Source organism: Microbacterium sp. LB12 (genome assembly GCF_037150835.1).
GTDB lineage: Bacteria > Actinomycetota > Actinomycetes > Actinomycetales > Microbacteriaceae > Microbacterium.
On the sequence record NZ_JBBCPF010000001.1, the window covers coordinates 204,492 to 230,137 of the forward strand.

The window sequence follows — 25,646 nt, forward strand, 5'->3', positions numbered from 1 at the left end:
GAACAGCGGCGCAAAACCGCTTTCCGAGGCTCTTCTCACCGGGAATCGAAACCGCCCCTGAACAGGGAAGAGATTGTCTCAACTCGCGACAGTTGCCTGAGGCAACTTTTGAGGTACACTCGAATCATGGCGATCCTCAACGATGTCGCCGACATCCACGTCGCACTCGTGCGAGTGGTGGCGGAGTGGAGTGAGAGCGACCTGCAGCGCCAGGTCGCAGATACGGTCGACGTCGCACTCGATCCCACCGCGATCCGCGCCGTCTATCTGCTGGGGATGAACGACGGCGTCCTCGGCTTCGGCGCTCTCGCCGACCACGCATCGATGTCGCGGCCCACCACCTCGAAGCTCGTCGCCCGCATGGCGGCGCAGGGCATCGTCGATCCCGTCCGCTCCGGGCGCACGGTGCAGGTGCGACTGACCGACGCGGGAGCGCAGGCGTATGCGCGTCTGGTCGCAGCCGGCCATCGCATGGTCGACGACGCTCTCCGCGGCTGGAGCCCAACCGAGGTCGCCCAGTTCCGTCAGCAGCTCGAACGCTTCGTCATCGCCCTGTCCGGCACGCAGCCGGCACCGCCCACCCAGGAGGAATCATGACACGCACGTACATCGTCACCGGCGCCGCGTCCGGCATCGGCGCCGCCACCACCGAACTGCTCCGCGCGCAGGGCCACACCGTGATCGGGGTCGACCTCGCGGGCACCGAGGTCGTCGGCGATCTGTCCACGCCGGAGGGCCGCGCCGCCGCAGCCGCCGCCACCGTCGCGGCCGCTACCGAGGGCATCGATGCGGTGATCGCCTGTGCCGGCATCGCGGCGCCGATCGCCAAGACCATGGCCATCAACTACTTCGGCGTCACGGAGTTCCTGACCGCGCTCCTGCCGACGTTGAGCCTGGCCGACCAGCCCCGCGTCGCCGTGGTGTCGTCGATGGCATCCCTGCAGCCGGTGTCCGCCGAGCTCGTCGACGCAGCCCTCAGCGGCGATGAAGCACTGACGCTGAGCATCGGCGACCAGCTCGCCGCCACCCCCGAAGGCGGCTTCCTCAACTACTCGTCGAGCAAGCGCGCGCTCTCACGGTGGGTGCGCCGCGAGTCGGTGACGCCCGCATGGGCCGGCGCCGGCATCCCGCTCAACGCGGTCGCGCCCGGCACCGTCGTCACGGCGATGACCGCCGGCCTGCTCGCATCGCCCGAGGGTCTCGCCCAGGTCGACGCCGCCGTCCCCATGCCGCTCAACTACCACCAGCCGGCCTCGTCGATCGCCGAACTGCTGGTGTGGCTGACGAGCCCGGCGAACACGCACATGGCAGGCCAGACGATCTACTGCGACGGCGGCGCCGACGCGGTGCTCCGCGGCGACGACATCTGGTCGTGGAACGACGCCCCGCGCGACTGAACCGCACCCCCGGCCGGGCATCCGCGCCCGGCCACCTAGACTTGCCGCCATGGGGAGTCGCCGGTTCAGCGGATCGACGGCGATCACCGCCCGCACCTGGGGGCGTCTCTACTTCGCGTTGCAGGCGCTGGGCGGTGCCGTGTGGTGGGTGCTGGTCTTCACCGCACCGGCCGTCCGCTCCGCGACGCTCGGCACACTCGACGTCGCGCTCATCGCCACCCTCGACATCCCCCTGTTCGTCATGGCGTCAGCGCTGGTCGCCGCAGGACTGCGGATCGCCGTGTGGGTCGCTGCCCCGTGGACGGTGATCGTCGCGGCCGGGATGGTCCTGTACGCGACGATCACGGGAGCCGCCGGATGGGGCGCGCTGCTGATGTCGGTCGCGGCGATGGGATCCATCGGTGCCGGGATCCTCGTGATCCTCGGACGCATCCCCTCGGAGTGGCTGCTCACCGGCCCGTTCCGCTTCCGCCCGGCGTCGCCGTCGGGAGCCCGCCCGCTGCTGTGGCGGACGACCCTGCAGGTGCTGGTCTTCTCCGGCTTGTTCCTGATCGCCGCCCCGGCGGTCATCGCACTCCTCGAGTTCCGCTGGGGTCTGCGGCTCGAGTTCCCCGTGGCGCTGCGTCTCGCCGGCGTCGCGCTGTTCGCCGTCGCCTTCGCGCTCTCGATGTGGTCGGCCGTCTCGATGTCGTCGCACGGCTCGGGAACCCCGCTGCCGTCGGCGATGCCGCGCCACCTCGTGATCGCCGGACCGTATCGGTTCGTGCGCAACCCCATGGCGGTCGGCGGGATCGCGCAGGGGGTCGCGGTGGGACTGATCGCCGGTTCCTGGCTGGTCGTGCTCTACGCGCTCAGCGGCTCGCTCGTGTGGAACACGCTGATCCGCCCGCTCGAAGAAGCCGACCTCGAACAGCGCTTCGGCGGCGACTTCCGCGCCTACCGGGACCGCGTGTCGTGCTGGGTGCCGCGGCGGGTGCGGGTCGGGGCCTCGCTCGCCGACTCGCCTGCAGGTGGATCGACGTAGACGACCCACAGCACCACGTCCACCGCGGTGTCATTCACCGCCTCGTGCAGGTAGTGCGCACCCTCGACGAAGGCCTCACCCGCCCGATAGCACCGCACCCCGGAGGGATGCACCGGCGCATGATGGGTCAGCGCACCGGAGTCGACGATCGCGATCACGGCACCAGGATGCCGGTGCACGCCGGTGCCGGAACCCGGCGGGATGACGATCTTCTGCAGGCTCAGGCACGCACCCGGTGCGGCGGACACGACGAATCCGTCCTGCGCGACACCACCGCCGAGATCGACAGCGGCGAGCGCGTCCTGCTCCTCCATCGTGCCCCCGGTCCGCGCGCTCCCCGGATCGAGGAGCGACGTGAGAAACGTCTCGACCGTATGGTGGGGGCGACCGAGCTGACGGCCTCCACGCTACCCGACGTCATGCGATGGCACGGCGAGCGTTCACTCGTCCGCGTCGATGACCTCCCACTCGCCGAAGCGGGTGAATCCTGCCGCCTGCGCGAGAGCGACCGAGGCAGCGTTGTCGAGCTGGCACCGGTACTGCGGCTCATACCCTCGTCTCAGCGCCTCCGCGCTCATCGCGCGGACCGTCACGCGGCCCAGTCCGCGGCCACGGAATGCGGGAAGCGTGATGACTCCGAGATCCGCGAGATGAGTGCCGCTCCACGGATACATGCTCGCCGCGCTCACCAAGGTGCCGCCGATGAACGTGCCGAACACGAGCCAATGATCGAGCTCGACGAAGGCCTCATCGATGTCGTCCTCGGGCGCTTCGCGCGTGAAGTCCTCGAACGACGCCGCGTCGGCGGCAGTGAGCTGTCGCGTCTCCACACCGAAGCTCTCGCCGCGGAGAGCGGCCTGGTCGCCAAGCGTCAGATAGAAGAGGTGGTCGGGATCGTTGAACGCGATTCCCGTTCGCTCGATCCGCGCCGAGAGAGCAGCCTCATCGACGCGCTCCGCGCCGATGAGGTCGAGTTCACGTGCACGCTCGGGTGTGACCGAGAGCACGGCGCTTCCGTCTTCCCGGCGGAGCAAGGACACCGATCGGCTCGCAGGGAGAGAAGGATCGACGGACACCACGACCTCGCCCGCAGGCACCTCACGGACGTCGTCCGGCACCCATTGCGACAGCACAAGCGGTGAGAACACGACAAGGATCCTTCCGAAGGGTGGGCATTCCGACAAGGAATCTAGCGGACCACCCGCCCGGCCACCCGTCCAGGTGCGCGGCTAGCCCGGGAGGCCGCGGCGACGACGGACCAGGAGACCACCCCCCAGAAGCAGGAGAAGGATGCCGAACGCGATGGACAGCGATGTCGCCGAGCCGTCCAGGCCGGTCCTCGGCAGCTCGCCACCACCACCCGGATTCGGGGGCGTGACCGGATAGACGTTGGTGATCGCGGCGGTCTGGAACGTCGAGGGTGTGTCACCGGGCGTCCGGATCGTCACGCTCTGGCCGTCGCCGATCCTCGAGCTCTCGCCGTGCGCACCGACCGCACCCGACTCGGTGACCGTGCAGACGGAACCCAACGGGAGCCCCGCGAGCAGCCCGCTCAGACCCCCCTGCGACGTCACCTCGATGACACCTCCCGAAGGCAGGACGAGGGGAACACCGGCGACGGTGCACTCCACCTGGAATGCGAACCGGTCGGGCGCCTGATCGATGCCGCCCGTGATCTGCTTCTGCACCCCGAGCGCACCATCCTGCAGGAGCACTCCCGCCTCGATCGGTGCCACCGAGTACTCACGGCCACCCGCATCCGTTCCCACCGCTCCGAACTGGTTCCACGCGACACCACCGGAATCCGGGACGGCGATCGGCGCCAGGTCGGGATACGTCGCCGTCTCGGGGTCATTGCGCGTCTCGTAGTGCAGGGCCAGGATCTCGCCGGGGGAGAACGAGCCGGCAGCCGTGCCGGTGAAGTCGATCGTGACCCGGATGCCGGTGACCGCCGCCCAGTCGCCGCTGTACGCGACCGCGGACTCCCACGTCGCGGTCGTGTCGCAGAGCAGATCCCCGAACCAGGCGGACGAGCTGCCGGTGCCGGTGCACGGATTCATTGACGTCGTCACGTCGAGCGTGAACGTCGCGCCATCGGGGAGCAGGTTCGCCGCGAGGGAGTCGGACACCAGCACCGGTCCGTAGGTGCTGTTGCGCTGCCCGCCGGTCGCGAGGAGCCGGTCGCCGATGCGCGGCAGCGGGTCGACGAGCGACACCGTCTCGAAACCGACCGTGCCGCTGTTGATCACCGTGATGCGCCAGTCGTCCGTCGCTCCCACGGCCGTGTAGGCCGCGCAGGGCGCCCGGGTGTAGCCGTCGGGGTCGAGCGGGCATGCCGCATCCGGGTTCGCCACGTTGACCTGACCATCGACCAGGTCGCCGTCGATCTCGCCCTTGACGTACTTGAACGCCGAGAGGGAGCCGCCGGGAGTGGGCTGGACGTAGTTCGTCGTGCCGCACTGGTCGTCGCGGAACACCGGCGTCGTGCCCTGCCCGTTGCCCGAGTCGTTCGTGCACGCCTCCAGATCCTCACCCGTCGTGACGAGGAAGGTGTTGGTCGCGAAGTCGTCGAGGGCGAGTCCCGGCGCGAGGATGAGATTCACCGTGATCGTGAAGGTCTCGCCGGGCGACATCTGGTCGCCGCCGTCCGGCCAGGTGAAGGTGAGGCGCTTCGTCGCCGCATCGAACGCCGACGAGACGTTCGTGGAGAGCGTGCCGCCCGCCGACGTCTGGTACGTGGGCGCGGTGAAGTCCCAGTCGAGGTACGTCGGCAGCACGTCGACCAGCTGATCGATCGTGAGGAAGCCGGTACCGGTGTTGGTGAACTGGAGCGTCCACGGCAGGCTGGTGCCGATCGAGACCAGGTGACTGGTTCCCGGTTGCGTCTTCACCACGTCGAGCTGATGCGTGCCTGGATCGATCGTGAGATCGGCGTCGGCATCCTCGTCTGCGGAGGCGTAGAGACCGTCGAGACGCTCGCTCACGACGGTGGCCGTGTTCGCGAGTGTCGTCGGCGGCTCGAGTGCCGTGCCGTCGCGCTGCGTGGTCAGCACGAGGATGTCGAATGACAGCTGCGCGGTCCAATCGTCCGGTGGGGCGTTGTGCGAGAACACCTCTCCCGCGGCGTTGCGGAACACGGCGCGCACTCCCGCCACGGCGGCCGGGTCCACCCCTGCGGGGAGTGCGGCGGCGGCGGCGAACGCGCCCTCCACCCATGTCGAACCGACGAGCACGTCGATGCGCACCTGATCGGCGCCCGCAGGGAGGACCACGCTCAGTGCGGGATCCGCCGCCAGCTGCACGCCGTTCCAGAACGCGGGATCCGCGTCCGTGATGGTGACCTGCTGCGTGGCCGCGGTCGACTCGCCATCCGTCGCATCGAGCGTGACGGTGACCGGGTCCGCGAGTTCCGCCTCGAGGACCGTCGCCGGGTCGACAGTCTTCGCGAGCGTCACGTCGAGCAGCGCGCTCACGAGCACCACGGAGTCGTCGTCGGTGTCGTTCGGCGTCGACTCGGGGCCGGAGGGAGCGAGGATCGGATCGTACGACTGCCCGATGACGTCGTTGCGCACGGTTCCCGGTGCGACGAGCTGCCCGGCATCGGAGCGCTCGTACTGCCGCACCTTGGTGACGATCTGCATGCCGAGGTCTTCCCCGGGGCGGATGCTGCCGCCGTCCGTCGCGACATCGATGCCGTGGAACACCACGCTCACGCCCACCACGGTCGCGAGATCGCCGGCTCCGAGGGCCTCGGCCGCCGTGATCGACATCGTGCGAGTCGACAGAGTGCCGTCGGCGGCCCGATCCCACAGCGTCACGGTCGATGCGGCGGGGTCGACCTGGTCGGCGGGGTAGGTGAAGCTGAGCGACTGCACGTCGAGGCGCTCATAGGGGTTCGACGCGGGACGATAGACCGCTCCGGCGAAGGGATCGGCACCCCAGGCATCCGGCGCGCTCACGCACTGGTCCGCCGTCCCCGCCGCGCAGGGGATCGGATCGGTCGCCCGCACGTAGGAGGCACGCGCGGTGCTGTCGTTGCGCGCGACGATGTCGAACGTGACGTTCGGATAGTTCGCCGGATCGACATCGGCGGACTCGGGGATCGTCACGGTCTCCGGGGTCGCGGTCTTCTCCACCGAGACCAGAGGCGGCTGGTCGACGAGGGTGATGTTGTCACGGTCGGAATCGCTGCCCGTGCCCGTCGTCGTGGTCCAGTCGCCGCGCACCGTGTTCCAGACGATGCCCGGGTCGGCGTCGTTGTAGATCTCGTCGGCGGTGACCCAGCGGTCGGTGGTCGCGCTCGCGTCGCGGACCGTGTTGCGCAGCTCCCAGGTGAGGAAGGTGGGCCGGTACTGTCCGACGGCGGAGGTGGCGAGCCCGGACCCGGGCTCGGGGCGCGTCGGATCGGTGCTCGCGGCGCGCGCGGCATCGTCCGGGCGATAGACGAGACGGACTCCAGTGGTCCCCTCGGTCTGCTCGGGCGTCAGTGTGTACCCGACGAAACCGTCCGCTCCCATCCATGAACCGCCGGGGGCGGCGATCGGCGTCCAGGTGCCGTTGACGAACAGCCACACCTCGGTGATGTCATCCCAGGCGAGCAGCGGGTCATCGGTCAGCGTGATCGGATCGATGCTCAGGAGATCGAACGCCTGGAACACCGTGGTGGCGGGCCCCGCCGGATCGGTGTCGGGCGCCGTCGCCGGGTCCGTGAGATTGAGGACATCGATACCCCGCGTGCCGGTGCGCCAGTCGTTGCGCGTGGTGACGATCTCACCCGACTGCGAGTCGACGAAGTCGACGTCGGTGGTCTTGTCGCCGGGCTCCACCCACCGCTTGTTCACATCGACACCCGGCCCCACACCGGTCGCCGGCGTCTCGATGCCGATCGTGTCGGTGTCGGTCACGACGTCGCTGTCGATGCCGCCGGGGAGCCCGTCGACATCGCCGTGGCTGTGCGCGGACGCCTCGTTCTCGTAGACGGTGGGCTGCTGCGCGCTGGGGTCGTCTTCGGGATCGTCCCGCGGATCCGTCGGACCCGAGCCGTCACGCAGGTCGGAGCGCGCATCGAAGACGATGTTCGGCACCACGCTGAACCCCTGCGAGAAGCCGTCCGGGTTGTCGTAGGTGAAGCGGATGCCGGTCACATCCTCCGGGGTGTCCGGCGGGGTGAGGGCTGCGGCGAGCTCGTCGCGGCTCATCTGGAACGTCTCCGCGGTCGCACCGGCGCTGGTCACGGCCAGGGTGGCCCAGGAACCGTCGGGACGCTGATACTCGATGGTCATCGTGGTGTTCGGCGGCACCTGCGTCGGGGCGATGGCCGCGATGTCGAAGCCGTTCCAGAAGTCGTCGCTCTGCCCCTGACGCCAGGAGTCCTCCACCACGATCTGCGTCGGCGTGACCTGGGCGACGCCGGTCTCTGTGGTGGCGGTCAGGCTCGCGACGACGCTGTTCCCCGGTTCGACGGCGCCGCCCGGGCGGATCTCCTTGTCGAGGTTGACGTCGATCTGCGGGTAATAGACCGAGATGTCATCTGATGCGCTGTCGTCGGCGGTGCCGACGTCGTTCGTGGCGGTCACGTCGATCGTGTTGGTGCGCTGATGCGTCGGGTTCTGCTCGCTGACGAGGCCGATGCCGGGTTCGATGACGGCGTCGACGGTGGCCGTCGCGTTCGCCTCGATCTCGCCGGTGTACTCGATCACGAAGCCGGTGACCGTGCCGGGAGGCGGTGTCGGGATGGATCCGTCGGCGAACGGCACGGCGGTCTGCGCCACCCCGTCGATGTACCAGGTGATGGTGGCTCCGGTCGCACCGGCGGGGTAGTCGAGGCCGGACGAGAAGCCGCCGAAGGCCATGTCCGCGTCGAAGAACCCGACGTCGGAGATCGTCATGCTCTGCACCGGACCGTTCGACGTGTTCGTCGCCGTGAGCGTGGCGGTGGCCTCGCCCCCGGCCGCGAGCTCCGACGGGCTGATGGTCTTGTCGGCGGCGACATCGACTGTCAGCGGTCCGATCTCGTAGGGCGCGGTGGCGTCGTCGCTCGCGGTGCCGCCTCCCGGCGCGTTGACGGTGGAGGTGATGCTGTTGGTGACCGTGTCGCCGGTGGCGAGGGTGCTGTCGTCGTTGCGGTCGGTCGCGCGCTGGGCGACCTCGAACCCGGTGGAGGCGGTCGCATCGGCGTCGATCGTTCCGCCGGAGTACGTCAGCCGGATGCCGCCGACATCGGCTGGGTCGACGCCCGGCGGCAGCGTCGGTGTGGCTCCGGGCACTCCGGGCTTCCAGCTCCAGGTCCCGGTGCCGGCGTCGTACGTGTAGACGTCGACCTGCACGGTCGTGGCGTCGGGCGGCAGAGTGGTGTCGGTGAATCCCTGGAAGTCGACGATGCGGAACGGGTTGTCTGCGCCGAGATCGGCGGCACCGTCAGCCACGCCCGTGGGCTCCTGGATCACGAGCGACTCGCCACCGAGGTTGGACTGGTTCTGCGCCCCCACCGTGATCTCCGATGTCGCACCGGGGTCGAACTGCTGCGATGCGGGCTCCCAGCTCTTGCTGGCGACCACGTCGATCACCGTGTCCACCGTCACCACCGCATCCGCGGAGTCGTCGATCGTGGCGGGGGCGTCGCCGGGGCCGTTGTCCCAGTTCGCGACGGCGGTGTTGGTCACGGTGTCGCCGTTGTACTGCCAGTCGGCGGGAAGGTCGAGGGGGACGCGGAGGGTGAGGGTCAGCTTGAGCGTGCCGCCGGCCGCGAGGCCGATCCCTCCGTCGACGGGTTGCTGGAAGTCGACGGTGAAGGCGCAGTTGTCGGTGACCTCGACGGGGATCCCGCCCTGCTCCACGCATCCCTGCGTGCTCACCGTGAGCGCGAGGTCGGACGGACTGTACGAGGATCCGACGAGCTCGAAGCCGGCGAACTCCGCGGGCAGCGTGTCGGTCAGCTCGACGTTGAGACAGTCGACGTCGTCGCAGACCAGGTCGACCGTGTAGGTGAACTCGTCGCCGGGGCCGAGCGCGTCCTGTGTCTCCAGCCCGTCGACGCGCTTGTCGATGCGCAACGACGACTCCGCCGCCTGCGCCGCGAGCGGCACCACGAGTCCGGCGCTCACCAGCCCGAGGATCGCGACCAGCGCGAGGAAGAACCTGCGCAGTCGATGTTCGGTGGACCTGGTCGTCGGAGACATGGAGCTCATTTCGTGGGGACGCCTGGTGGGCGACGAAGGTGAGCGGGACGGCCGATGCCGGGGAGCGAAGCGAATCAGTGGTGTGACCGAACCCGGAGCGATGTGTTCACGTGTCCCCGCAGTATAGGAGAGCGGAACATCGGCATTCCAGCGTGGGGGTGAACACCTCACCCGGGTGGGATGACTGGTGCAGGGCTCCGGCAACGGGAGTGCCGGAGCCCTGCACCATCAGGACTCAGCCGAGTTCGTACACGTTCTTCGGCGTGAGCAGCTCGGTGACCGGCGTCAGCAGATTCGGCCCGAGCTCGGACTTCCCGTCGATGTCCGAGTTGACGAACGCGACGAGAGTCATCTCCTTCTCGGGCAGGTAGATCGTCACGGTCTTGTAGCCGGGCAGGCCGCCGTTGTGTCCGATCCAGCCGTCGAGACGGAAGAGGCCGAGTCCGTACCCGGAATCCTCGTCGTCGGGCGACATCGGCGTCACGCTCAGCCGTTCCTCCTGCAGTTCCGGCGACAGCAGCTCGCCGTTCGCGAGGGCCGGGACCCACACCTTGAGATCCTCGAGATCGGAGATCATGCCGCCGGCCGCCCATGCCCATGACGGGTTCCATCCGGTCGAGATCGTCTCCGAGCCATCGAGGGACTGCGCGGTGTAGCCCTGGGCGTGGGGCTCTGGGAACTCCGTGGCCTCGGGCAGGAAGGTGTGCTCCAGCCCGAGGGGCTCGGTCACCTCGGTCTTGAGCACCTCGGCAAGAGGGGTGCCGGTGACCTTCTCGATCGCGAGCCCGAGGATGACCGTGTTGGAGTTGGAGTACTCCAATACTGTGCCGGGTTCGTCGTTCAGCGGCGCGTTCTTCACCTTCTCGATCAGGCTCTGCGGGGTCAGCGGTGCGGTCGGGTCGCTGAAGTAGGCGTTCTGCCAATCGACGTCGTAGGTGTAGTCGGGGATGCCTGAGGTCATGCCGGCGAGCTGGCGCAGGGTGATCCGGTCCCCGGCGGCGATGCCTTCGACATAGGTCGAGATGGGGTCGTCGAGCGACATCTTCCCTTCGTCCACCAGACGCAGCAGCGCCGTCACCACGAACGTCTTCGTGACGCTTCCGATGCGGTGGTTGAGCTCGGGAGTCATCTTCGTCTTCGCCTCGATGTCGGCCAGGCCCGCCGAGGAGACGTATTCGCCCTCCGGACTCCAGATGGCCAGCGTGACGCCCGGCATGTCGTGCTCGGAGACGGCATCTTCGAGGATCTCGTCCAGCTTCTTCACCGTCTCGGCGTCGAACGATCCGGAGCCGGAGGACTGCGTGCTCGACGGTGTGGACGCTGCGGGTGCCGCGCATCCGGCGAGCGCGAGAGCCGAGGCGGTGAGGCCGACGGCGGCGAGTGCGAGGACGGAACGGGGGTGGGGGGTGCGTGGGTTCACGAGGCGCCTTCTGTGGAGGGAACGAACGGTTCCATCGTCGGCGGCGGTGCCCGGTCGCCACATCGGCCAGCAGTACGGAAGACGTCGTACCCCGGGCGGAACCTGAGGCGCACATCACAGCCGGCGGTGGTGCCGTGGGGGGGAGCCCTCGCGCCCGCCCTCATCCGAGAATGCGCCGCGACGCCGACGTACTCCTCCCTTACAGTGCGCCGCCACTCGCGAAGAACTCGAGCAGCGCGGCGGCCGGTTCCTCGGCGGACGACAGGTTCGCCAGCGCCACGACACCGAAGAACATCGCGAATGCGGGCAGCACCCAGGCGTTGAGGGCGAACACGCGGCGCACACGACGCTCGGTACGGGGGGATCGCGCGCGCCGGACGAGAAGGACGATGCTCACCGCCAACAGCCCCGCCGCGCACACCGCGGCGACGACCGCCATCACCGCGTGATAGTCGCGGAAGTCGGACACCAGCAGCTGCAACGGTGCCGACGCGCCACCGGTCTGGAGCTCGGCGAGCAGTCCAGCGGCGGCCGCGCTCGCACGCGCGTCCGAGCCGTCCAGAGGCAGCAACGACAACACGGACGACAGGGGCGCGAAGACGCCCTGGATGTTCGCGGCGGCGATCACCAAAGACGTCATGGCTGCGGTCGACACCACGGCGGCGAGCACGCCGAAGCCCGCGCGGGACAACGCACGCGGAGCGACGGCGGTGCGCCGCCACGCCAGGACCGCGAGCCGCGTCAGCACGACGACGAGCACGATGGCCAGCAGGGCTTTGACGACATGGAAACCCTGCCAGTACGCGACCATGCCCTGCAGGCCCGCGCCGTGCCGTCCCCCCTCGCCGACGAAGTCCGCGAACGACCCGCCGAGGCGGTCCGGGTCGGCACCCCAGGCACCGGGCCAGACGCGTGCGACGACCCCCGGCATGAAGATCAGAGCGAGCGCGCCTCCTCCCGCGATCGCGGCCGTGATTCCCGGTCCGATCCTCGACGAGTCGTGGGAGTGCAGCTGTGCCGATGTCATCCTGATTCCTTTCGCGTCCCGGTGCGGGTACGCGTCCAGTCCACCGGTTGTGGATCGGCGCCGCATCGCTCGCGAGTCGCCCATCCGCGCCGGGAAATCCGTCGGGAGGATGACATCGGCACCGCTGGTCAGCGCGCGAGCTCGGCGTGCACAGGCCTGGGGATCAGCATCGAGAAGGCGAACGCACCGAGGAGCACCGGAGCCTTCGGCGGCTCGTCAGTCGGCGGCGAGCGCGGTCAGCGGTGACGCACGGCGGGCGGCGATCACCGGCAGCAGGGTCGCGGCACCGAGCAGGCCGAATCCGACCGCCGCGAGCACCAGCACCGGCACCAGATCGACGCGGAACGCCGCCGTCCCGATGAGCACCTGCACGAGCAGAGTGGCGGCGATGACGGCGATGGTCGCGAGGATCATCGCCGTCACCACGTAGATCAGCGCTTCCCACAGCGCGACAGCGACGTGGATCCCGGGGGTGGCTCCGGCGGAGTCGAGCAGTGCACGCTCCCGCCGTCGGTCTCCGTTGGTGATGTAGACGGCAGCGGCCGAGGCGACCAGGGAGATGAGGAGCGGGCCGCCGAACATGAGCAGGATCTCGCGCGGGTCCAGCGCATAGGTCGCCGCTTTCGCTCCGGCCGCCGCAGCGAGGGTGTTCCCGACGCTGTAGACGCCGGCGACCAGACCCATGGAGAGCAGGAGGGGGCTGATGGCCGAGGTCGTCAGCCCCACGCGGTATCGGGCGGAGTTCCGGGCGAGGTACCAGGAGCTGCTGGCGCGGGTGGGGATCGCTTTCGTCCACAGGGCGATCACGGCGGGGTAGAGCACGGGGGCGGCGATCACGAAGGCGACGAGCAGCAGCGGCGCGAAGAAGGGCGCGTTCGTGGCGATGCTCGACAGGGATTCGCCCGATCTCGTCACCGCGATCCCGACCGTGACCGCGGCGAGGATCAGAGCGATCAGCAGCCGGATCCAGCGGACGACGCGCCCGCTGGCCTCGGTTTCGCGCAGGATCTGCACCGGTGAGGTGCGAGCCGCTCGCCGCGCGCCGCTGAGGCCGGACAGGGCGACGAACAGCACCGTGACGACCGCGGCCACCATCACAGCCCAGGGCTGAGTCTGCACGATGGCCGTGTCGGGATCCGCCCACGCACTGAGCACGTACCGGAAGACGGGGGTGAACCCGGCGACGCCGAGCACGGCACCGACCGCGGCGCCGACGGTCGCCGTGACCATGATCTGCGCGGCGAAGGTCCAGAACACCGCTCGGGGGCTGAGCCCGATGAGCTGCCAGAGGGCGATCTGGCGTCGCTGCACGGTGACCACGAGGCCGGAGATGCTGCCGATCACCACGATCCCCGCGACGACCGTGAAGAACACCACGGCCACCGAGGTCGCGGCGATGAGTGCGCCCAGATCCCCGGGGTTGGCGGCGGCCGAGGTCAGCGTGCAGGCGACGTAGGTGAACGCCGCAGAGACCGCAGCGGCGACAGCGAGCAGCCCCACCCATACCCGGTACCCGCGCACCACATCCGCGAAGACGAGGGTGATCATGCGGAGGCCGCCGCGGAGGCGTGAGGTGCCTTCATCGCCGCGAAGATCTCCTCGACCGTGGGCTGTGTGAGTTCGTGTTGGATGCGGCCGTCTCTCAGGACCAGCACGCGGTCGGCTCTCGCGGCCGCTTCCATGTCGTGGGTCACCATCACCACCGCCGTGCCCGAGGATGCGGCCTCCTGCAGCAGGTCGAGCACCACCGCGCCGGAGCGACTGTCGAGGGCGCCGGTCGGCTCGTCCGCGAAGACCACCTGGGGTGCGGCCGCGAGCACGCGGGCGATGGCGACGCGCTGCTGCTGACCGCCGGAGAGCTCCGCGGGTCGGTGCGCTCCCCGCCCCTGCAGACCCACCCGCTCCAGGAGCGCATCGACAGCCGAGCGGTCGAGAGCGCGACCGCTGAGCCGGGCGGGCAGCGCCACGTTCTCCCGGGCCGTGAGGGACGAGACGAGGTTGTACGCCTGGAACACGAACCCGACGCTGTCGCGGCGCAGCTTCGCCGCCTTGGCCCTGCTCAGCCCGCGCAAGGGCGTGTCCATCAGCGTGATCTCCCCGGCGGTGACGGGTTCGAGGCCGGCCAAGCAGTAGAGCAGGGTCGACTTGCCCGATCCGCTCGGGCCCACCAGCGCGACGAACTCGCCGGGCGCGACCTGAAGATCGACGTCGGTCAGCACGGGGACGGATGCCTCGCCACGACGGGCGGGGAAAGTCTTGGTGACCCCCTTCGCATCCAGCACCGACCGAATCCTCGCGGGGTTCACACTATGCACACGAATATATTCCCACGCACGGCCGCGCACCCCGGACACGACGAAGGCCCGGTCAACCGACCGGGCCTTCGTCTCGCTGTGCGCGAGGGGGGACTTGAACCCCCACGTCCTTACGGACACTGGCACCTGAAGCCAGCGCGTCTACCATTCCGCCACTCGCGCGAGTGTTGTGTTCCGAAGAACTCAACTTCCCGAGGATATCACGCGATTTCACCCCTCGATGCACACCCCCGGATGTCGATCGGCGGCGTTCGCTCAGGACACCTGGCTACGATGTCCCTACCGGTCGGCATGCCAGAGGAGCCCAGTGGGACTACTTGACAGCTTTGAGAAGGGTCTCGAGCGCGCAGTTAACAGCGCGTTCGCGAAGACCTTCCGCAGCGGCATACAGCCGGTGGAGATCGCTTCGGCCCTGCGGCGCGAGGCGGATACGAAGGCGGCGGTCGTGAGCCGCGACCGCATCATCGCACCCAACAGCTTCGTGGTGCGTCTCAGCGCCGACGATGCGGACCGGATGCGCGGCCTCGGCGGCGCTCTCACCGATGAGCTGCTCGCGCTGCTGACGAAGCACGCCAAGTCGCAGGGATACAGCTTCTCCGGCCCGCTCGCGATCAGTCTCGAGGCCGACGAGAAGGTCGCCACGGGCACGGTGCGCGTCAGCTCCGGAACGGTCGAAGGCCGGGTCAGCTGGCAGGCCGTCGTCGATGTCGACGGTCGTCGTCACTCGATCACGCGCGCCCGCACGGTCATCGGCCGCGGGTCCGACGCCGACATCACGATCGCGGATGCCGGTTCGAGCCGCAAGCACGCCGAGATCCTCTGGGACGGCGAGCGCGCGATGCTCCGCGACCTGGGCTCCACCAACGGCACGAAGGTCAACGGACAGAAGCTCCGCGAGGCCGCCCTCCCCAGCGACACGACGATCACGATCGGCCGCACCGACCTGGTGTTCCGCATCGTCCCCGTCGCGAGCCCTTCGCGTCCCACCCCCAGGGACGACGACTCCACCCGAGCGTTCGGAGCCCTCGGATGAGCGAACTGGTCCTTCTTCTCCTCCGCATCGGCTTCCTCGTGCTGATGTGGTTCTTCGTGTTCGGCGTCGTGTACTCGCTCCGCGCCGACCTGTTCGGCGTGCGCGTGCGCAAGCTCCCGGCCGAGGCCACCGCCGGCGCCCCCGCTCCTGCACCGGCGGCCGCCGCCCCGGCGGCGAAGCCCGCATCGTCACGCCCCTCGACGGGACCGGCCACAGTCGCGACCGCGAAGCGCCTCGTGATCACCTCCGGCCCGAAGGCCGGTCTCGAACTGCCGCTCGGCACCGACTCCCTCACGATCGGACGCTCCAGCGAGTCCGCCCTGGTGATCCGCGACGACTACACGTCCAGCCACCACGCCCGCCTCATGCTGCGCGGCGACAGCTGGGCGATCCAGGACCTCGACTCCACCAACGGCACCTTCGTCGCGGGCCAGCGCGTGACCGGCTCGCCCGTCGCCCTCTCGCTCGGCACCCCCATCAAGGTGGGCGCCACGACCTTCGAGCTGCGAGCCTGACCCGGGCATGGTCTTCGAAGGCTCGAGCGTCGCGATCTCCCATACCGGGAAGGTCCGCTCCAACAACCAGGACTCCGGATACTCCGGGGCGAACCTGTTCGTCGTCGCCGACGGCATGGGCGGGCACGCGGGTGGCGACGTCGCCTCGAGCATCGCGATCCAGCGGCTGGAGCCCCTCGACCAGGCCTACGCCTCGACCGAAGACGCACAGGCTTCGCTGCAGGCCGCCGCGACCACCGCGGCCGGCGACCTCATCCGCGCCGCCAAGGACCGCCCGGAGCTCGCCGGACTCGGCACCACCCTCAGCGCCATCATCATGGTCGACGAGTACGCGGTCATCGGTCACATCGGCGACTCGCGCATCTACCTGTACCGCGACGACGCGCTGACGCAGATCACGGCCGATCACACGTTCGTGCAGCGCCTGGTCGACTCGGGACGCATCACGCCGGAGGAAGCGCGCTACCACCCGCGCCGTTCCGTGCTGATGCGCGTGCTCAGCGACATGGACGCCGACCCCGAGCTCGACATGTTCGTCATGCGCACGCAGCCCGGCGACCGCTGGCTGCTGTGCTCCGACGGCCTCTCCGGCGTGGTCGACGAACCGCACATCCTGAAGGCGATGCAGCTCGGTCTCGCCCCCGGCCGCACCTCCGACATCCTTCTCAAGCAGGCCCTCGACGGCGGTGCCCCCGACAACGTGACGATCGTCCTGGTCGACGTGGGCGGGCAGCATCCGATGCACTCGGGCACCCCGACGATCGTCGGTTCCGCGTCCAATCCGTCCGGCGTCTACGTGCCGCCGGTGCGTCCCCCGCGCGGCAACTGGCTGCACCCGGTGCGTCAGGCGGCCAACGAGCCGAGCCACTTCGAGCCCGCTCCCGAGTACCTCGAGGAGCTCATCGAGGAGGATCGCCGCCGCGCCAAACGCCGTCGCCTCGGCTGGATCGCCGGCGCGCTCCTGGTGCTCGCCATGCTCGGCGTCGCAGCCTTCGCCGCCTACAGCTGGACGCAGACGCGCTACTTCATCGGCGCCGACGACGACAGCGTCGTGATCTTCCAGGGTGTGCAGCAGAACATCGGCCCGATCGTGCTGTCCACGCCGATCGAAGACACCGACATCCTCCTGGCCGACCTGCCGCAGTACCAGCGGACATCGGTCGAGCGCACCATCACCGCACGCTCCCTGTCCGATGCGATGGCGATCGTCGATCGTCTGCGTGCGGGAGCGGAGCTCAATGCCATCCCGACACCGCTGCCGACGCCGCTGCCCACGCCGACCGAGACCCCGGCCGGAGGTGATGGATGAGCACCGACGTGCAGGCCGACACCACCGTCATCAAGGCGCTGAAGCGGCTCCGCGTGCCGCAGTCGCAGCGCAACCGCGAGTTCTGGCTGCTGCTGTTCGCGTGCGCGATCAGCGGTGCCGCGCTGACACTCGTGCAGTTGGGCGCGCTCGGGGTGATCGACCCGATGATCCTCGCGATCGGCGGTGGCCTCGCGGCGCTCGCCTTCGCTCTGCACATCGTGCTGCGGTTCGTCGCGTCCGACGCCGACCCGTTCGTAGTGCCGATCGCGACGCTGCTCACGGGTCTGGGCATCGCGATGATCTACCGCATCGACATCGCGTTCAAGAACACCGGATGGGACGCGTACTCCACCAAGCAGCTGGCGTGGACCGCGATCTCCCTCGCCGGCGCGATCACCGTGGTGATCCTGCTGCGCAACTACCGCGTGCTGTTCCGTTACACGTACATCTTCGGCCTGGCCGGCATCCTGCTGCTCCTCCTGCCGTTCGTGCCCGGTCTGCGCATCGCCGACGCCAATGCGGCCGTGTGGGTGTCGCTCGGCGGCGTCTTCGCCTTCCAGCCCGGTGAGCTCGCCAAGATCTGCCTGGCGATCTTCTTCGCCGGCTACCTGGTGCGCACCCGCGAGAGCCTGACCTCGGTCGGCAAGCGGGTGCTCGGCATCACCTGGCCGCGGATGCGCGAGCTCGGGCCCGTGCTCGTCGTGTGGCTCATCTCGCTGGGCATCATCGTGTTCCAGCGCGACCTCGGCACCGGAACCCTGATCTTCGGGATGTTCGTGGCGATGCTCTACGTCGCCACCGGGAAGACGAGCTGGGTGCTCATCGGCCTGGGCCTCGTGGTCGCGGGTGTCGCCCTGGCGACCCAGATCCTCCCCTACGTGCATGGCCGCTTCGTCAACTGGCTGTTCCTGTTCGACGCGAACCAGGTGAATCCCGACAGCGCGGGCTATCAGCCGATGCAGGGGCTGTTCGGCCTCGCCCGCGGCGGGCTCATGGGCACCGGTTGGGGTCAGGGCCGCCCCGAGGTGACGCCGCTCGCGCACAGCGACTACATCATCACCAGCCTCGGCGAGGAGCTCGGACTGATCGGGCTGTTCGCGATCCTCTGCCTCTACATGGTGTTCGTCAGCCGCGGCGTGCGCATCGGCCTCGCGGGGCAGGACGACTTCGGCAAGCTGCTGGCCACCGGGCTGTCGTTCACGATCGCGCTGCAGGTGTTCATCATGGTCGGCGGCGTGACGCGCCTCATCCCGCTGACGGGTCTGACCACGCCGTTCCTCGCCGCCGGCGGTTCGTCTCTCGTGGCCAACTGGCTGATCGTGGCGCTGCTGTTGCGCATCTCCGACGGTGTGCGCCGCCAGCCCCGGGTGGTGATCGGCTGATATGACCAAGGAACTCCGCCGCCTCAGCATCGTGATGCTGTTCATGTTCATCGCGCTGTTCGCCGCCACCAGTTGGATCCAGGTGGTCGAAGCCGATGCGCTTGCGCAGAACAGCAACAACAAGCGCACCCGCCTCGACAGCTACGAGATCCAGCGCGGCGCGATCATCGTCGACGGGGTCGCGATCGCCAACTCGGTGCCGGCCGACGACCGCTACCAGTTCCAGCGCGTGTACACGGATGCGCCGATCTGGGAGACCGTCACCGGATACTTCAATCCGGCGCTCGGTTCGAGCACGGGCATCGAGAAGGCGAAGAACGCCGACCTCTCCGGCACGGGCTCGAACGCCTTCCTTGCCGAGGTGGAGCGCATCCTCTCCGGCCAGCCGCAGCGCGGCTACAGCGTCGAGCTCTCGCTGAACACCGCCGCGCAGAAGGCCGCCTACGAGGCCCTCGGCGGCCTCAAGGGCGCCGTCGTCGCGATGGAACCGAAGACGGGTCGCATCCTGGCGATGGTCTCGACGCCCGGCTTCGACACCAACCTCATGGCGACGCACGACGCGGATGCCGCGAACGCCACGTACGACCTGCTGGTCGCCGACCCGAACAAGCCCCTGTCCAACCGCGCGATCGCCGGCGACCTGAACCCTCCGGGGTCGACCTTCAAGGTCGTGGTCGCGGCCGCGGCCTTCGCCAGCGGCGACTGGACGCCCGAGTCGACCCTGCCGAACCCCGCGCTGTACACGCTGCCCGGGTCGTCCAACCGCGTCTCGAACGCGTGGGGCGGCACCTGCGGCGACGGCGAGACCGTCACGATCGCCGAGGCCATCCGCCTGAGCTGCAACATCCCGATGGCAGAGCTCGCCGTCCAGCTCGGCGACGACACGATCCGCGAGATGGCGGAGAAGCTCGGGTTCAACAAGTCCTTCGAGACGCCGCTGGAGTCGACGCCGTCGAGCTACCCGCGCGCGCTCGACGACGCGCAGACCGCGCTCACCGGCTTCGGCCAGGGACAGGTCACGGCGACCCCGCTGCAGATGGCGATGGTGTCGGCCGGGATCGCCAACGACGGCGTGGTCATGAACCCGCAGATGGTGGACGCCGTGATCGGCAACGACCTGTCGGTGATCAGCGCCTTCCAGGAGAGCGAGTTCGGCCGGGCCATGAGCGCGGATGTGGCGAACGACGTCACCGACGCCATGGTCGCCAGCGTCGCTACGGGCGCGGCACAGGGTGCAAGAATAGACGGGGTCGATGTGGCCGGTAAGACGGGAACGGCAGAGAACGGAAACAGGCCGCACACATTGTGGTTCACCGGTTTCGCACCGGCGAACGACCCTACGGTCGCGGTAGCGGTCGTCGTCGAAGACGGCGGCGGACAGGGACAGTCGGGAAGCGGTGACACCATCGCCGCTCCGATTGCGAAGAAGGTCATAGAGGCGGTGCTGGGCAGATGAGGCCGACGCAGGGTGTGTCGTTCGGTGGTCGTTACGAGCTGCAGTCGCGGATCGCGATCGGTGGCATGGGCGAGGTGTGGGAAGCGACGGATCACGTCATCGGACGTACCGTCGCCATCAAGATCCTCAAGGACGAGTACATGGGGGACCCCGGGTTCCTCGAGAGGTTCCGCGCCGAGGCGCGTCATGCCGCACTCGTCAACCATGAGGGCATCGCCAGCGTCTTCGACTACGGCGAGGAGAACGGCAGCGCCTACCTCGTCATGGAGCTCGTCCCCGGCGAGGCGCTCTCGACCGTGCTCGAACGCGACGGCTCACTGAGCGCCGACAAGACGCTCGACATCGTCGCGCAGACAGCGTCCGCCCTGCAGGCCGCACACGCCGCCGGCCTGGTGCACCGCGACATCAAGCCGGGAAACCTGCTGATCACGCCCGACGGCCGCGTGAAGATCACCGACTTCGGCATCGCCCGCATCGCCGACCAGGTGCCGCTGACCGCGACCGGTCAGGTCATGGGCACGGTGCAGTACCTTTCGCCCGAGCAGGCATCGGGGCACCCGGCGTCGCCCGCCACCGACACCTACTCGCTCGGCATCGTGGCGTACGAGTGCCTGGCGGGCAAGCGTCCGTTCACGGGCGAGTCGCAGGTGGCGATCGCGATGGCGCAGATCAACGAGCAGCCGCCGCCGCTGCCGCCGACCGTGCCGATCCCGGTGCAGAACCTCGTGATGGCGATGATCGCCAAGAAGCCCGGCGACCGCCCGTCCTCGTCGGCGACCGTGGCTCGTGCCGCGCAGGCGCTCCGTCGCGGCGACCTCAACTCGGCGGCCATCGCCGTGCCCGCGATCGCGACCGGCGGTATCGCCGGAGACGACGCGACCCGCATGTTGACCTCGCAGGACGACGGTGCGACGCGCATCCTCCCCACCACGGCGCAGCTTCCCACCGAGGAAGCCGCCGCGGAAGAAGAGGAGAAGAAGAAGCGCAGCCCGTGGACTTGGCCGCTGATCGCCCTGATCGCGCTGCTGGTGATCGTGCTCGGCGGAACCGTCTGGGCCCTGATGAGCCAGGGTGGTGGCGACGACAAGCCCACGCCCAAGCCGTCCATCACCACGACGCCGCCCGACACGCCGACGCCCACCCCGACTCCGACCGTGACTCGCGTCGACGTGACGGCGCTGAACCTCATCGGCATGGACTGCGGCGCCGCGACCTCGACGCTCAAGGGCGCCGGGTTCGAGAACGCCGAGATCACCTGCCCCGAGGGCGATCCCGCACCGACGGACGACAAGGTCGGCACGGTGTACAGCGTCACCCCCTCCGGCAACGTCGAGACCACGCAGGCGATGACCCTCACGATCTACGCCGCCCGCGCCGGCCTGCCGACGCCGACCGACACTCCGGTCTCCAACCCGGCTGAGCCGGTCGCCGGCGGCACTGTCACGATCTCCTGGGGCACCGGCTTCACGTGCCCCAGCGGCACGACGCTCTCCGGCTATGTGGTCTCGGTCCAGAACGGCACCTTCGTGTCGGGCGGGCCGAACTTTCCGGCGACGCAGCGGAACACCCAGGTGAAGGTCGCGGATGTCGCGGGCCAGCAGCTGGTGGTCAGCTATCAGGGCATGTGCTCCGGCGGCGACCAGCGCACCTCCGCCGCCTCGCCTCCGCTCTCCGTCACGATCGTCGCCGCGGATTCCGCCCCGGACGGTGGCAACAACAGCAACAACTAGAGCCTTCGATCCACGTCAGCAAGAAGCAGTTCCCAGGGGGGTAAATCCGTGTCCACAGAGCCACAGGTCATCGCGGGCCGATACCGCGTCGACGAGCTCATCGGGCACGGCGGAATGGCGAAGGTCTACCGCGGGTACGACCTGACGTTGGGGCGCGAGGTCGCGATCAAGATCCTCGACCCGGAGCTCGCGCGCGACACCGCTTTCCGCACACGGTTCCGCCTCGAAGCACAGGCGGCATCGCGGATGTCGCATCCGTCGATCGTTCGCGTGTACGACGCCGGCGACCCCTCGACCGGTGACAGCGCGTCCACCGAGCCGCCGTACATCGTGATGGAGCTGGTCAAGGGCACGCTCCTGAAAGACATCATCGCCGCCGGCCCGGTGCCGGTGGACGACGCGGTGCGCTACGTCGACGGCATCCTCGAGGCACTCGACTACTCGCACCGCGCCGGTGTGGTGCACCGCGACATCAAGCCCGGCAACGTCATGGTGACCGACAAGGGTCAGGTCAAGGTGATGGACTTCGGCATCGCCCGCGCCGTCTCCGACTCCTCGTCGACGGTCGCCGAGACCACGCAGATCATCGGCACGGCCGCCTACTTCTCGCCGGAGCAGGCGAAGGGCGAGCCGGTCGATGCCCGCGCCGACCTCTACTCCACCGGTGTGGTCCTGTACGAGCTGCTCACCGGGCGTCAGCCGTTCCGTGGCGAGTCACCGGTGGCCGTCGCCTACCAGCACGTGAGCGAGACCCCGGTCCCGCCGACCGAGGTGAACGAAGAGGCTCCCGGCGCCCTCGACCCGATCGTGCTGCGTGCGCTGGCGAAGGACCCGTACCAGCGGTATCCGGATGCCGCGCACTTCCGCGCCGCGCTGGATGCCGCCGTGACCGGGAACGCCCCCACCCGCAAGGAACTGGGCGCCCTGACCAGCGAGCTCTACGGCCCGAGTCCGCGCCAGGCGCAGGAGACGGCGCGCTCGTTGCGTCAGCTCAGCTCCGACACGACCATGACCCGTACGCAGTCCGGTCCGCCGGTGGCATGGATCTGGGCGGGAGTGGCCCTGCTCGCGGTGCTGCTCGCCTCCGTGCTGTTCTGGGTCGTCACGATCAGCATGCGTCCGACCGACGTGCCGAGCACGTCGCGGGTGGTTCCGAACCTCGTGGACGTCGCGTCCGAGCGCGCGCAGGATGACCTCGCCAAGCTCGACCTCACGGCGAAGATCGTGATCGAGTCGAGTCCGAGCATCGCGGAGGGCAACGTCATCCGCACCGACCCTGGCGCGGGTGTCTCGGTCGAAGAAGGCGACACGGTCACGCTCTACGTCTCCTCGGGCAAGGAGACCGTGGTCATGCCGAAGATCGAGGGCATGGCACTCGATGCCGCGACGAATGCGCTGAAGGAAGCGGGCCTCGAACTGGGCACCGTCATCCAGCGGAACGACAAGAGCATGGCGGCGAACACCGTGATCTCGGCGAGCGAGAAGGCCGACGCCGAGCTCGCGCCCGACACCGTCGTCAACCTCGTCGTGGCCAGCGGCAAGGTGACGCTGACCGATCTGCGTGGATTCACGGTCGATGCCGCCACGGCCAACCTCACCGATCTCGGGTTGGTCCCCGTGCCGGTCGAGCAGGCGGATTGTGCCGCGACCCAGCCGCCGACCGTGAACTCGATGTCGGTTGCGCCGGGAGATGTGCCGATCGGCTCGTCGATCGAGCTGCGGTACTGCACCGGAAAGTAGAGGCGGTGGAGGGGCACCTCCTCCCCGCCGCGGGTCACCGCGACAGTGGGTGCAGCCTCTCCGACCGTGCCACGGCACCATCGTCGCCGCACAGCTCCAGCCAGTTCGCCAGCAGTCGATAGCCGCCTTCGGTGAGCACGCTCTCCGGGTGGAACTGCACGCCAAGGAGCGGCAGCTCGCGATGCGAGAGCGCCATCACGGTGCCGTCCTCGGTCCATGCAGTCACGACGATCTCGGACGGCAGGTCCGATGCCGCGAGGGCGAGGGAGTGGTACCTCCCCGCATCGAACGGCGAGGGGATCCCGGCGAACAGCGCCGAGCCATCGTGGCTCACGGGGGACACCATGCCGTGCATCAGCTCGGGCGCTGCGGTCACCGGGGTTCCGAACGCCTCGCCGAGCGTCTGATGCCCCAGGCACACTCCGAGCGTCGGCATGCGCAGGCGTGCGGCGATCCGGACCGCGTCGAGGGAAGCGCCGGCATCCGCGGGGGTGCCCGGTCCGGGGGAGAGCAGGAGCGCGTCGTACTCGGGGAGCAGCTGCTCGAGCGCGATGGCATCCGTGACGTCGGACTCGATCATCGAGGTGTCGGCGCCCAGCTCGCGCAGGTAGCCGACGAGGGTGTGCACGAAGCTGTCGTGGTTGTCCACGACCAGCACTCGCGTCATTCGACGTCGACCTCGCCCGGGGCGATGATCGGGCTGACCCACGGGAACACGAACCAGAACAGGGCGTAGAGCACGGCAGCGATGAGCACGACGAGGATGAGCACGCGCAACCACCACGGGCCGGGCAGCAGGCGCCAGAGTGCGGCGTACATCAGTCTTCTCCCTTGTGGGCGTCCATGATCACACGGATGGGGCGGCCGGGGGCGGCGGCGGGTCGGTCAGGGCGGCCGGGGGTCCCTCGGCGCGCGGCTGGAAGCTCTCGAACACCCCGTAGGCGACGATGCGCTCGGCGAGGGAGTAGAGCGGGGAGCAGGCCGTGAGCGTGATGTACTGCTCACCGGTCTGCTGGTCGGGCATCTGCGGCACGTCGGCGAGCACGTCGGTCTGCGTCGGCTTGACGTACTCCAGTGTGCGGAAGCGGTAGGTGTACCAGCCGTCCGGCGTCTCGACGACGATCGCGTCGTTGAGCTGGAGCTTGTCGAGCTGGTTGAACGGCTTGCCCCAGGTGGTGCGGTGGCCCGCCATCGAGAAGTTGCCGACCTCGCCGGGCATCTTCGAGTTCGTGTAGACGCCGATGCCCTTCTGGTCGAGGGTGCGCGCACGACTCGTGCCGCCGTAGATGCCGAAGTTGTAGTCGGCACCGAAGCGCGGGATGTGCATCTGTCCGAAGAGCTCGCCGTCGGCAGGGGCGGCCGGTACCGGCGGCACGTACACGGTGGCACCGTCGGGACTCTCGGTCGTCGCCGGGAGCGGCGGCGTGTCGGCCTGCGCCCACTCCTGCGAGACCGCGGCCCCTTCGTCGTTCTTCTGCGCGGCGATGATGATGTCACCGATCCACATCTGCCAGGCGACGAACAGCAGCACCAGGACCCCAGCAGTGAGGAGGATCTCGCCGAGAACGCTCGCGAACGTCGCGCGGGAACGTGGTCGTTGTCGCCGCGGGCGTCGCCCCCCAGGCACGACGGAAGCAGTCATGCCGCGATCATATCCGGCGACGCTGGATGGAGACCGTGATGTCGGTGCGGGCCCGGGGATCCCGTCCTCCGCGGAAGACAGGTGTCATGGGTAGAATGACGGCATGGCACGAGACCGCAAGACTGAAGAACCCGCCGTCGAGCGCGCCGAAGGCGACGCCGCTCCGAACGCCGTGTGGTTCAAGCCGGTGATGATCGGCTTCATGCTCCTCGGACTCGCGTGGATCCTCGTCTTCTACATCTCCGGCATGCAGTTCCCGATCCCGGGGCTCGACAACTGGAACCTGGCGATCGGTCTCGGCATCGCGCTGATCGGCTTCCTGATGACCACGCGCTGGCGCTGACGCCGACGCCCCCTGCTTGTCGAAAGGCCCCTCGCATCGCGAGGGGCCTTTCGCGTATCCGCCGGTCGCGACGCCTGTTCACATTTTTCCCCACCCCGCCCACAGAGTTATCCACAGGTCTCTCCACAGCTGGGG

Annotated in this window: 21 protein-coding genes and 1 tRNA gene; 11 read left to right on the forward strand and 11 right to left on the reverse strand. The window is 69.0% G+C overall.

The window, feature by feature from the left end; genetic code table 11:
* Nucleotides 1-126 precede the first annotated feature (126 nt).
* From WFM69_RS01010 to WFM69_RS01020, 3 genes are read left to right on the forward strand one after another with little or no spacing between them, the layout of a single operon-like run.
* Entirely contained in the window at nt 127-597 is a 471-nt protein-coding gene (locus WFM69_RS01010) for a MarR family winged helix-turn-helix transcriptional regulator (RefSeq protein WP_337000761.1), read from the forward strand.
* Nucleotides 594-1,397, forward strand: coding sequence for an SDR family oxidoreductase (locus tag WFM69_RS01015; RefSeq protein ID WP_337000763.1), 804 nt, complete (start codon nt 594-596; stop codon nt 1,395-1,397). The genes WFM69_RS01010 and WFM69_RS01015 overlap by 4 nt, the downstream gene beginning before the upstream one ends.
* Nucleotides 1,398-1,446: 49 nt before the next feature.
* On the forward strand, nt 1,447-2,421 hold the full coding sequence (locus WFM69_RS01020) for a methyltransferase family protein (protein ID WP_337000765.1): 975 nt from the start codon (nt 1,447-1,449) through the stop codon (nt 2,419-2,421).
* Here WFM69_RS01020 and WFM69_RS01025 read toward each other — a convergent pair.
* The 8 genes from WFM69_RS01025 to WFM69_RS01060 all read right to left on the reverse strand — a co-directional run bounded on the left by WFM69_RS01025 (nt 2,334) and on the right by WFM69_RS01060 (nt 14,523).
* Nucleotides 2,334-2,735, reverse strand: a complete 402-nt coding sequence (locus tag WFM69_RS01025; protein ID WP_337000767.1) for a hypothetical protein — start codon at nt 2,733-2,735, stop codon at nt 2,334-2,336. The genes WFM69_RS01020 and WFM69_RS01025 overlap by 88 nt on opposite strands.
* Before the next feature lie 126 nt (nt 2,736-2,861).
* Complete coding sequence (locus WFM69_RS01030) at nt 2,862-3,569, reverse strand: GNAT family N-acetyltransferase (protein WP_337000769.1); 708 nt, start codon at nt 3,567-3,569, stop codon at nt 2,862-2,864.
* Between the two features lie 81 nt (nt 3,570-3,650).
* Complete coding sequence (locus WFM69_RS01035; RefSeq protein ID WP_337000771.1) at nt 3,651-9,599, reverse strand: DUF5979 domain-containing protein; 5,949 nt, start codon at nt 9,597-9,599, stop codon at nt 3,651-3,653.
* Nucleotides 9,600-9,834: 235 nt separating this feature from the next.
* Nucleotides 9,835-11,019, reverse strand: a complete 1,185-nt coding sequence (locus WFM69_RS01040; RefSeq protein ID WP_337000773.1) for a serine hydrolase domain-containing protein — start codon at nt 11,017-11,019, stop codon at nt 9,835-9,837.
* Between the two features lie 199 nt (nt 11,020-11,218).
* Nucleotides 11,219-12,046: a hypothetical protein gene (locus tag WFM69_RS01045; RefSeq protein ID WP_337000776.1), complete on the reverse strand. Its 828-nt coding sequence runs from the start codon at nt 12,044-12,046 to the stop codon at nt 11,219-11,221.
* A 216-nt stretch (nt 12,047-12,262) separates the two neighbouring features.
* Nucleotides 12,263-13,594 (reverse strand): FtsX-like permease family protein, encoded by a 1,332-nt coding sequence (locus WFM69_RS01050; protein ID WP_337000777.1) that lies wholly within the window; start codon nt 13,592-13,594, stop codon nt 12,263-12,265.
* The gene (locus WFM69_RS01055) at nt 13,591-14,328 is read right to left on the reverse strand and encodes an ABC transporter ATP-binding protein (protein ID WP_337000779.1); all 738 of its coding nucleotides are present in this window, start codon (nt 14,326-14,328) and stop codon (nt 13,591-13,593) included. The genes WFM69_RS01050 and WFM69_RS01055 overlap by 4 nt, the downstream gene beginning before the upstream one ends.
* A 112-nt stretch (nt 14,329-14,440) precedes the next feature.
* Nucleotides 14,441-14,523 (reverse strand) — tRNA-Leu (locus WFM69_RS01060).
* Between the two features lie 145 nt (nt 14,524-14,668).
* On the opposite strand from WFM69_RS01060, the gene WFM69_RS01065 reads away from it, so the two are divergent.
* From WFM69_RS01065 to pknB, 7 genes are read left to right on the forward strand one after another with little or no spacing between them, the layout of a single operon-like run.
* Entirely contained in the window at nt 14,669-15,394 is a 726-nt protein-coding gene (locus WFM69_RS01065) for a DUF3662 and FHA domain-containing protein (RefSeq protein ID WP_337000781.1), read from the forward strand.
* A complete protein-coding gene (locus tag WFM69_RS01070) occupies nt 15,391-15,909 on the forward strand; it encodes an FHA domain-containing protein FhaB/FipA (RefSeq protein WP_337000782.1) in 519 nt (172 codons plus the stop codon). The genes WFM69_RS01065 and WFM69_RS01070 overlap by 4 nt, the downstream gene beginning before the upstream one ends.
* 7 nt (nt 15,910-15,916) lie before the next feature.
* Entirely contained in the window at nt 15,917-17,218 is a 1,302-nt protein-coding gene (locus WFM69_RS01075) for a PP2C family protein-serine/threonine phosphatase (protein ID WP_337000784.1), read from the forward strand.
* Nucleotides 17,215-18,600, forward strand: a complete 1,386-nt coding sequence (locus WFM69_RS01080; protein WP_337000786.1) for an FtsW/RodA/SpoVE family cell cycle protein — start codon at nt 17,215-17,217, stop codon at nt 18,598-18,600. The genes WFM69_RS01075 and WFM69_RS01080 overlap by 4 nt, the downstream gene beginning before the upstream one ends.
* Before the next feature lies 1 nt (nt 18,601).
* Nucleotides 18,602-20,056 carry a peptidoglycan D,D-transpeptidase FtsI family protein gene (locus tag WFM69_RS01085; RefSeq protein ID WP_337000788.1) on the forward strand — a complete coding sequence of 485 codons (1,455 nt, stop codon included), beginning with the start codon at nt 18,602-18,604 and terminating at the stop codon, nt 20,054-20,056.
* The gene (locus WFM69_RS01090; RefSeq protein ID WP_337000790.1) at nt 20,053-21,786 is read left to right on the forward strand and encodes a protein kinase domain-containing protein; all 1,734 of its coding nucleotides are present in this window, start codon (nt 20,053-20,055) and stop codon (nt 21,784-21,786) included. Before WFM69_RS01085 ends, WFM69_RS01090 begins: the two co-directional genes overlap by 4 nt.
* Before the next feature lie 48 nt (nt 21,787-21,834).
* The gene (gene pknB, locus WFM69_RS01095) at nt 21,835-23,526 is read left to right on the forward strand and encodes a Stk1 family PASTA domain-containing Ser/Thr kinase (RefSeq protein ID WP_337000792.1); all 1,692 of its coding nucleotides are present in this window, start codon (nt 21,835-21,837) and stop codon (nt 23,524-23,526) included.
* A 34-nt stretch (nt 23,527-23,560) separates the two neighbouring features.
* Here the strand turns inward: pknB and WFM69_RS01100 are convergent, their stop codons facing one another.
* The 3 genes from WFM69_RS01100 to WFM69_RS01110 are packed head-to-tail and all read right to left on the reverse strand — an operon-like array spanning nt 23,561 to nt 25,168.
* Complete coding sequence (locus WFM69_RS01100; protein WP_337000794.1) at nt 23,561-24,193, reverse strand: anthranilate synthase component II; 633 nt, start codon at nt 24,191-24,193, stop codon at nt 23,561-23,563.
* The gene (locus tag WFM69_RS01105) at nt 24,190-24,345 is read right to left on the reverse strand and encodes a hypothetical protein (protein WP_337000796.1); all 156 of its coding nucleotides are present in this window, start codon (nt 24,343-24,345) and stop codon (nt 24,190-24,192) included. The genes WFM69_RS01100 and WFM69_RS01105 overlap by 4 nt, the downstream gene beginning before the upstream one ends.
* Nucleotides 24,346-24,373: 28 nt before the next feature.
* A complete protein-coding gene (locus WFM69_RS01110; RefSeq protein ID WP_337000798.1) occupies nt 24,374-25,168 on the reverse strand; it encodes a class E sortase in 795 nt (264 codons plus the stop codon).
* A 103-nt stretch (nt 25,169-25,271) separates the two neighbouring features.
* Here WFM69_RS01110 and WFM69_RS01115 point away from each other — a divergent pair, with 103 nt between their 5' ends.
* A complete protein-coding gene (locus tag WFM69_RS01115; RefSeq protein WP_025102888.1) occupies nt 25,272-25,511 on the forward strand; it encodes a cell division protein CrgA in 240 nt (79 codons plus the stop codon).
* Nucleotides 25,512-25,646: the final 135 nt, after the last annotated feature.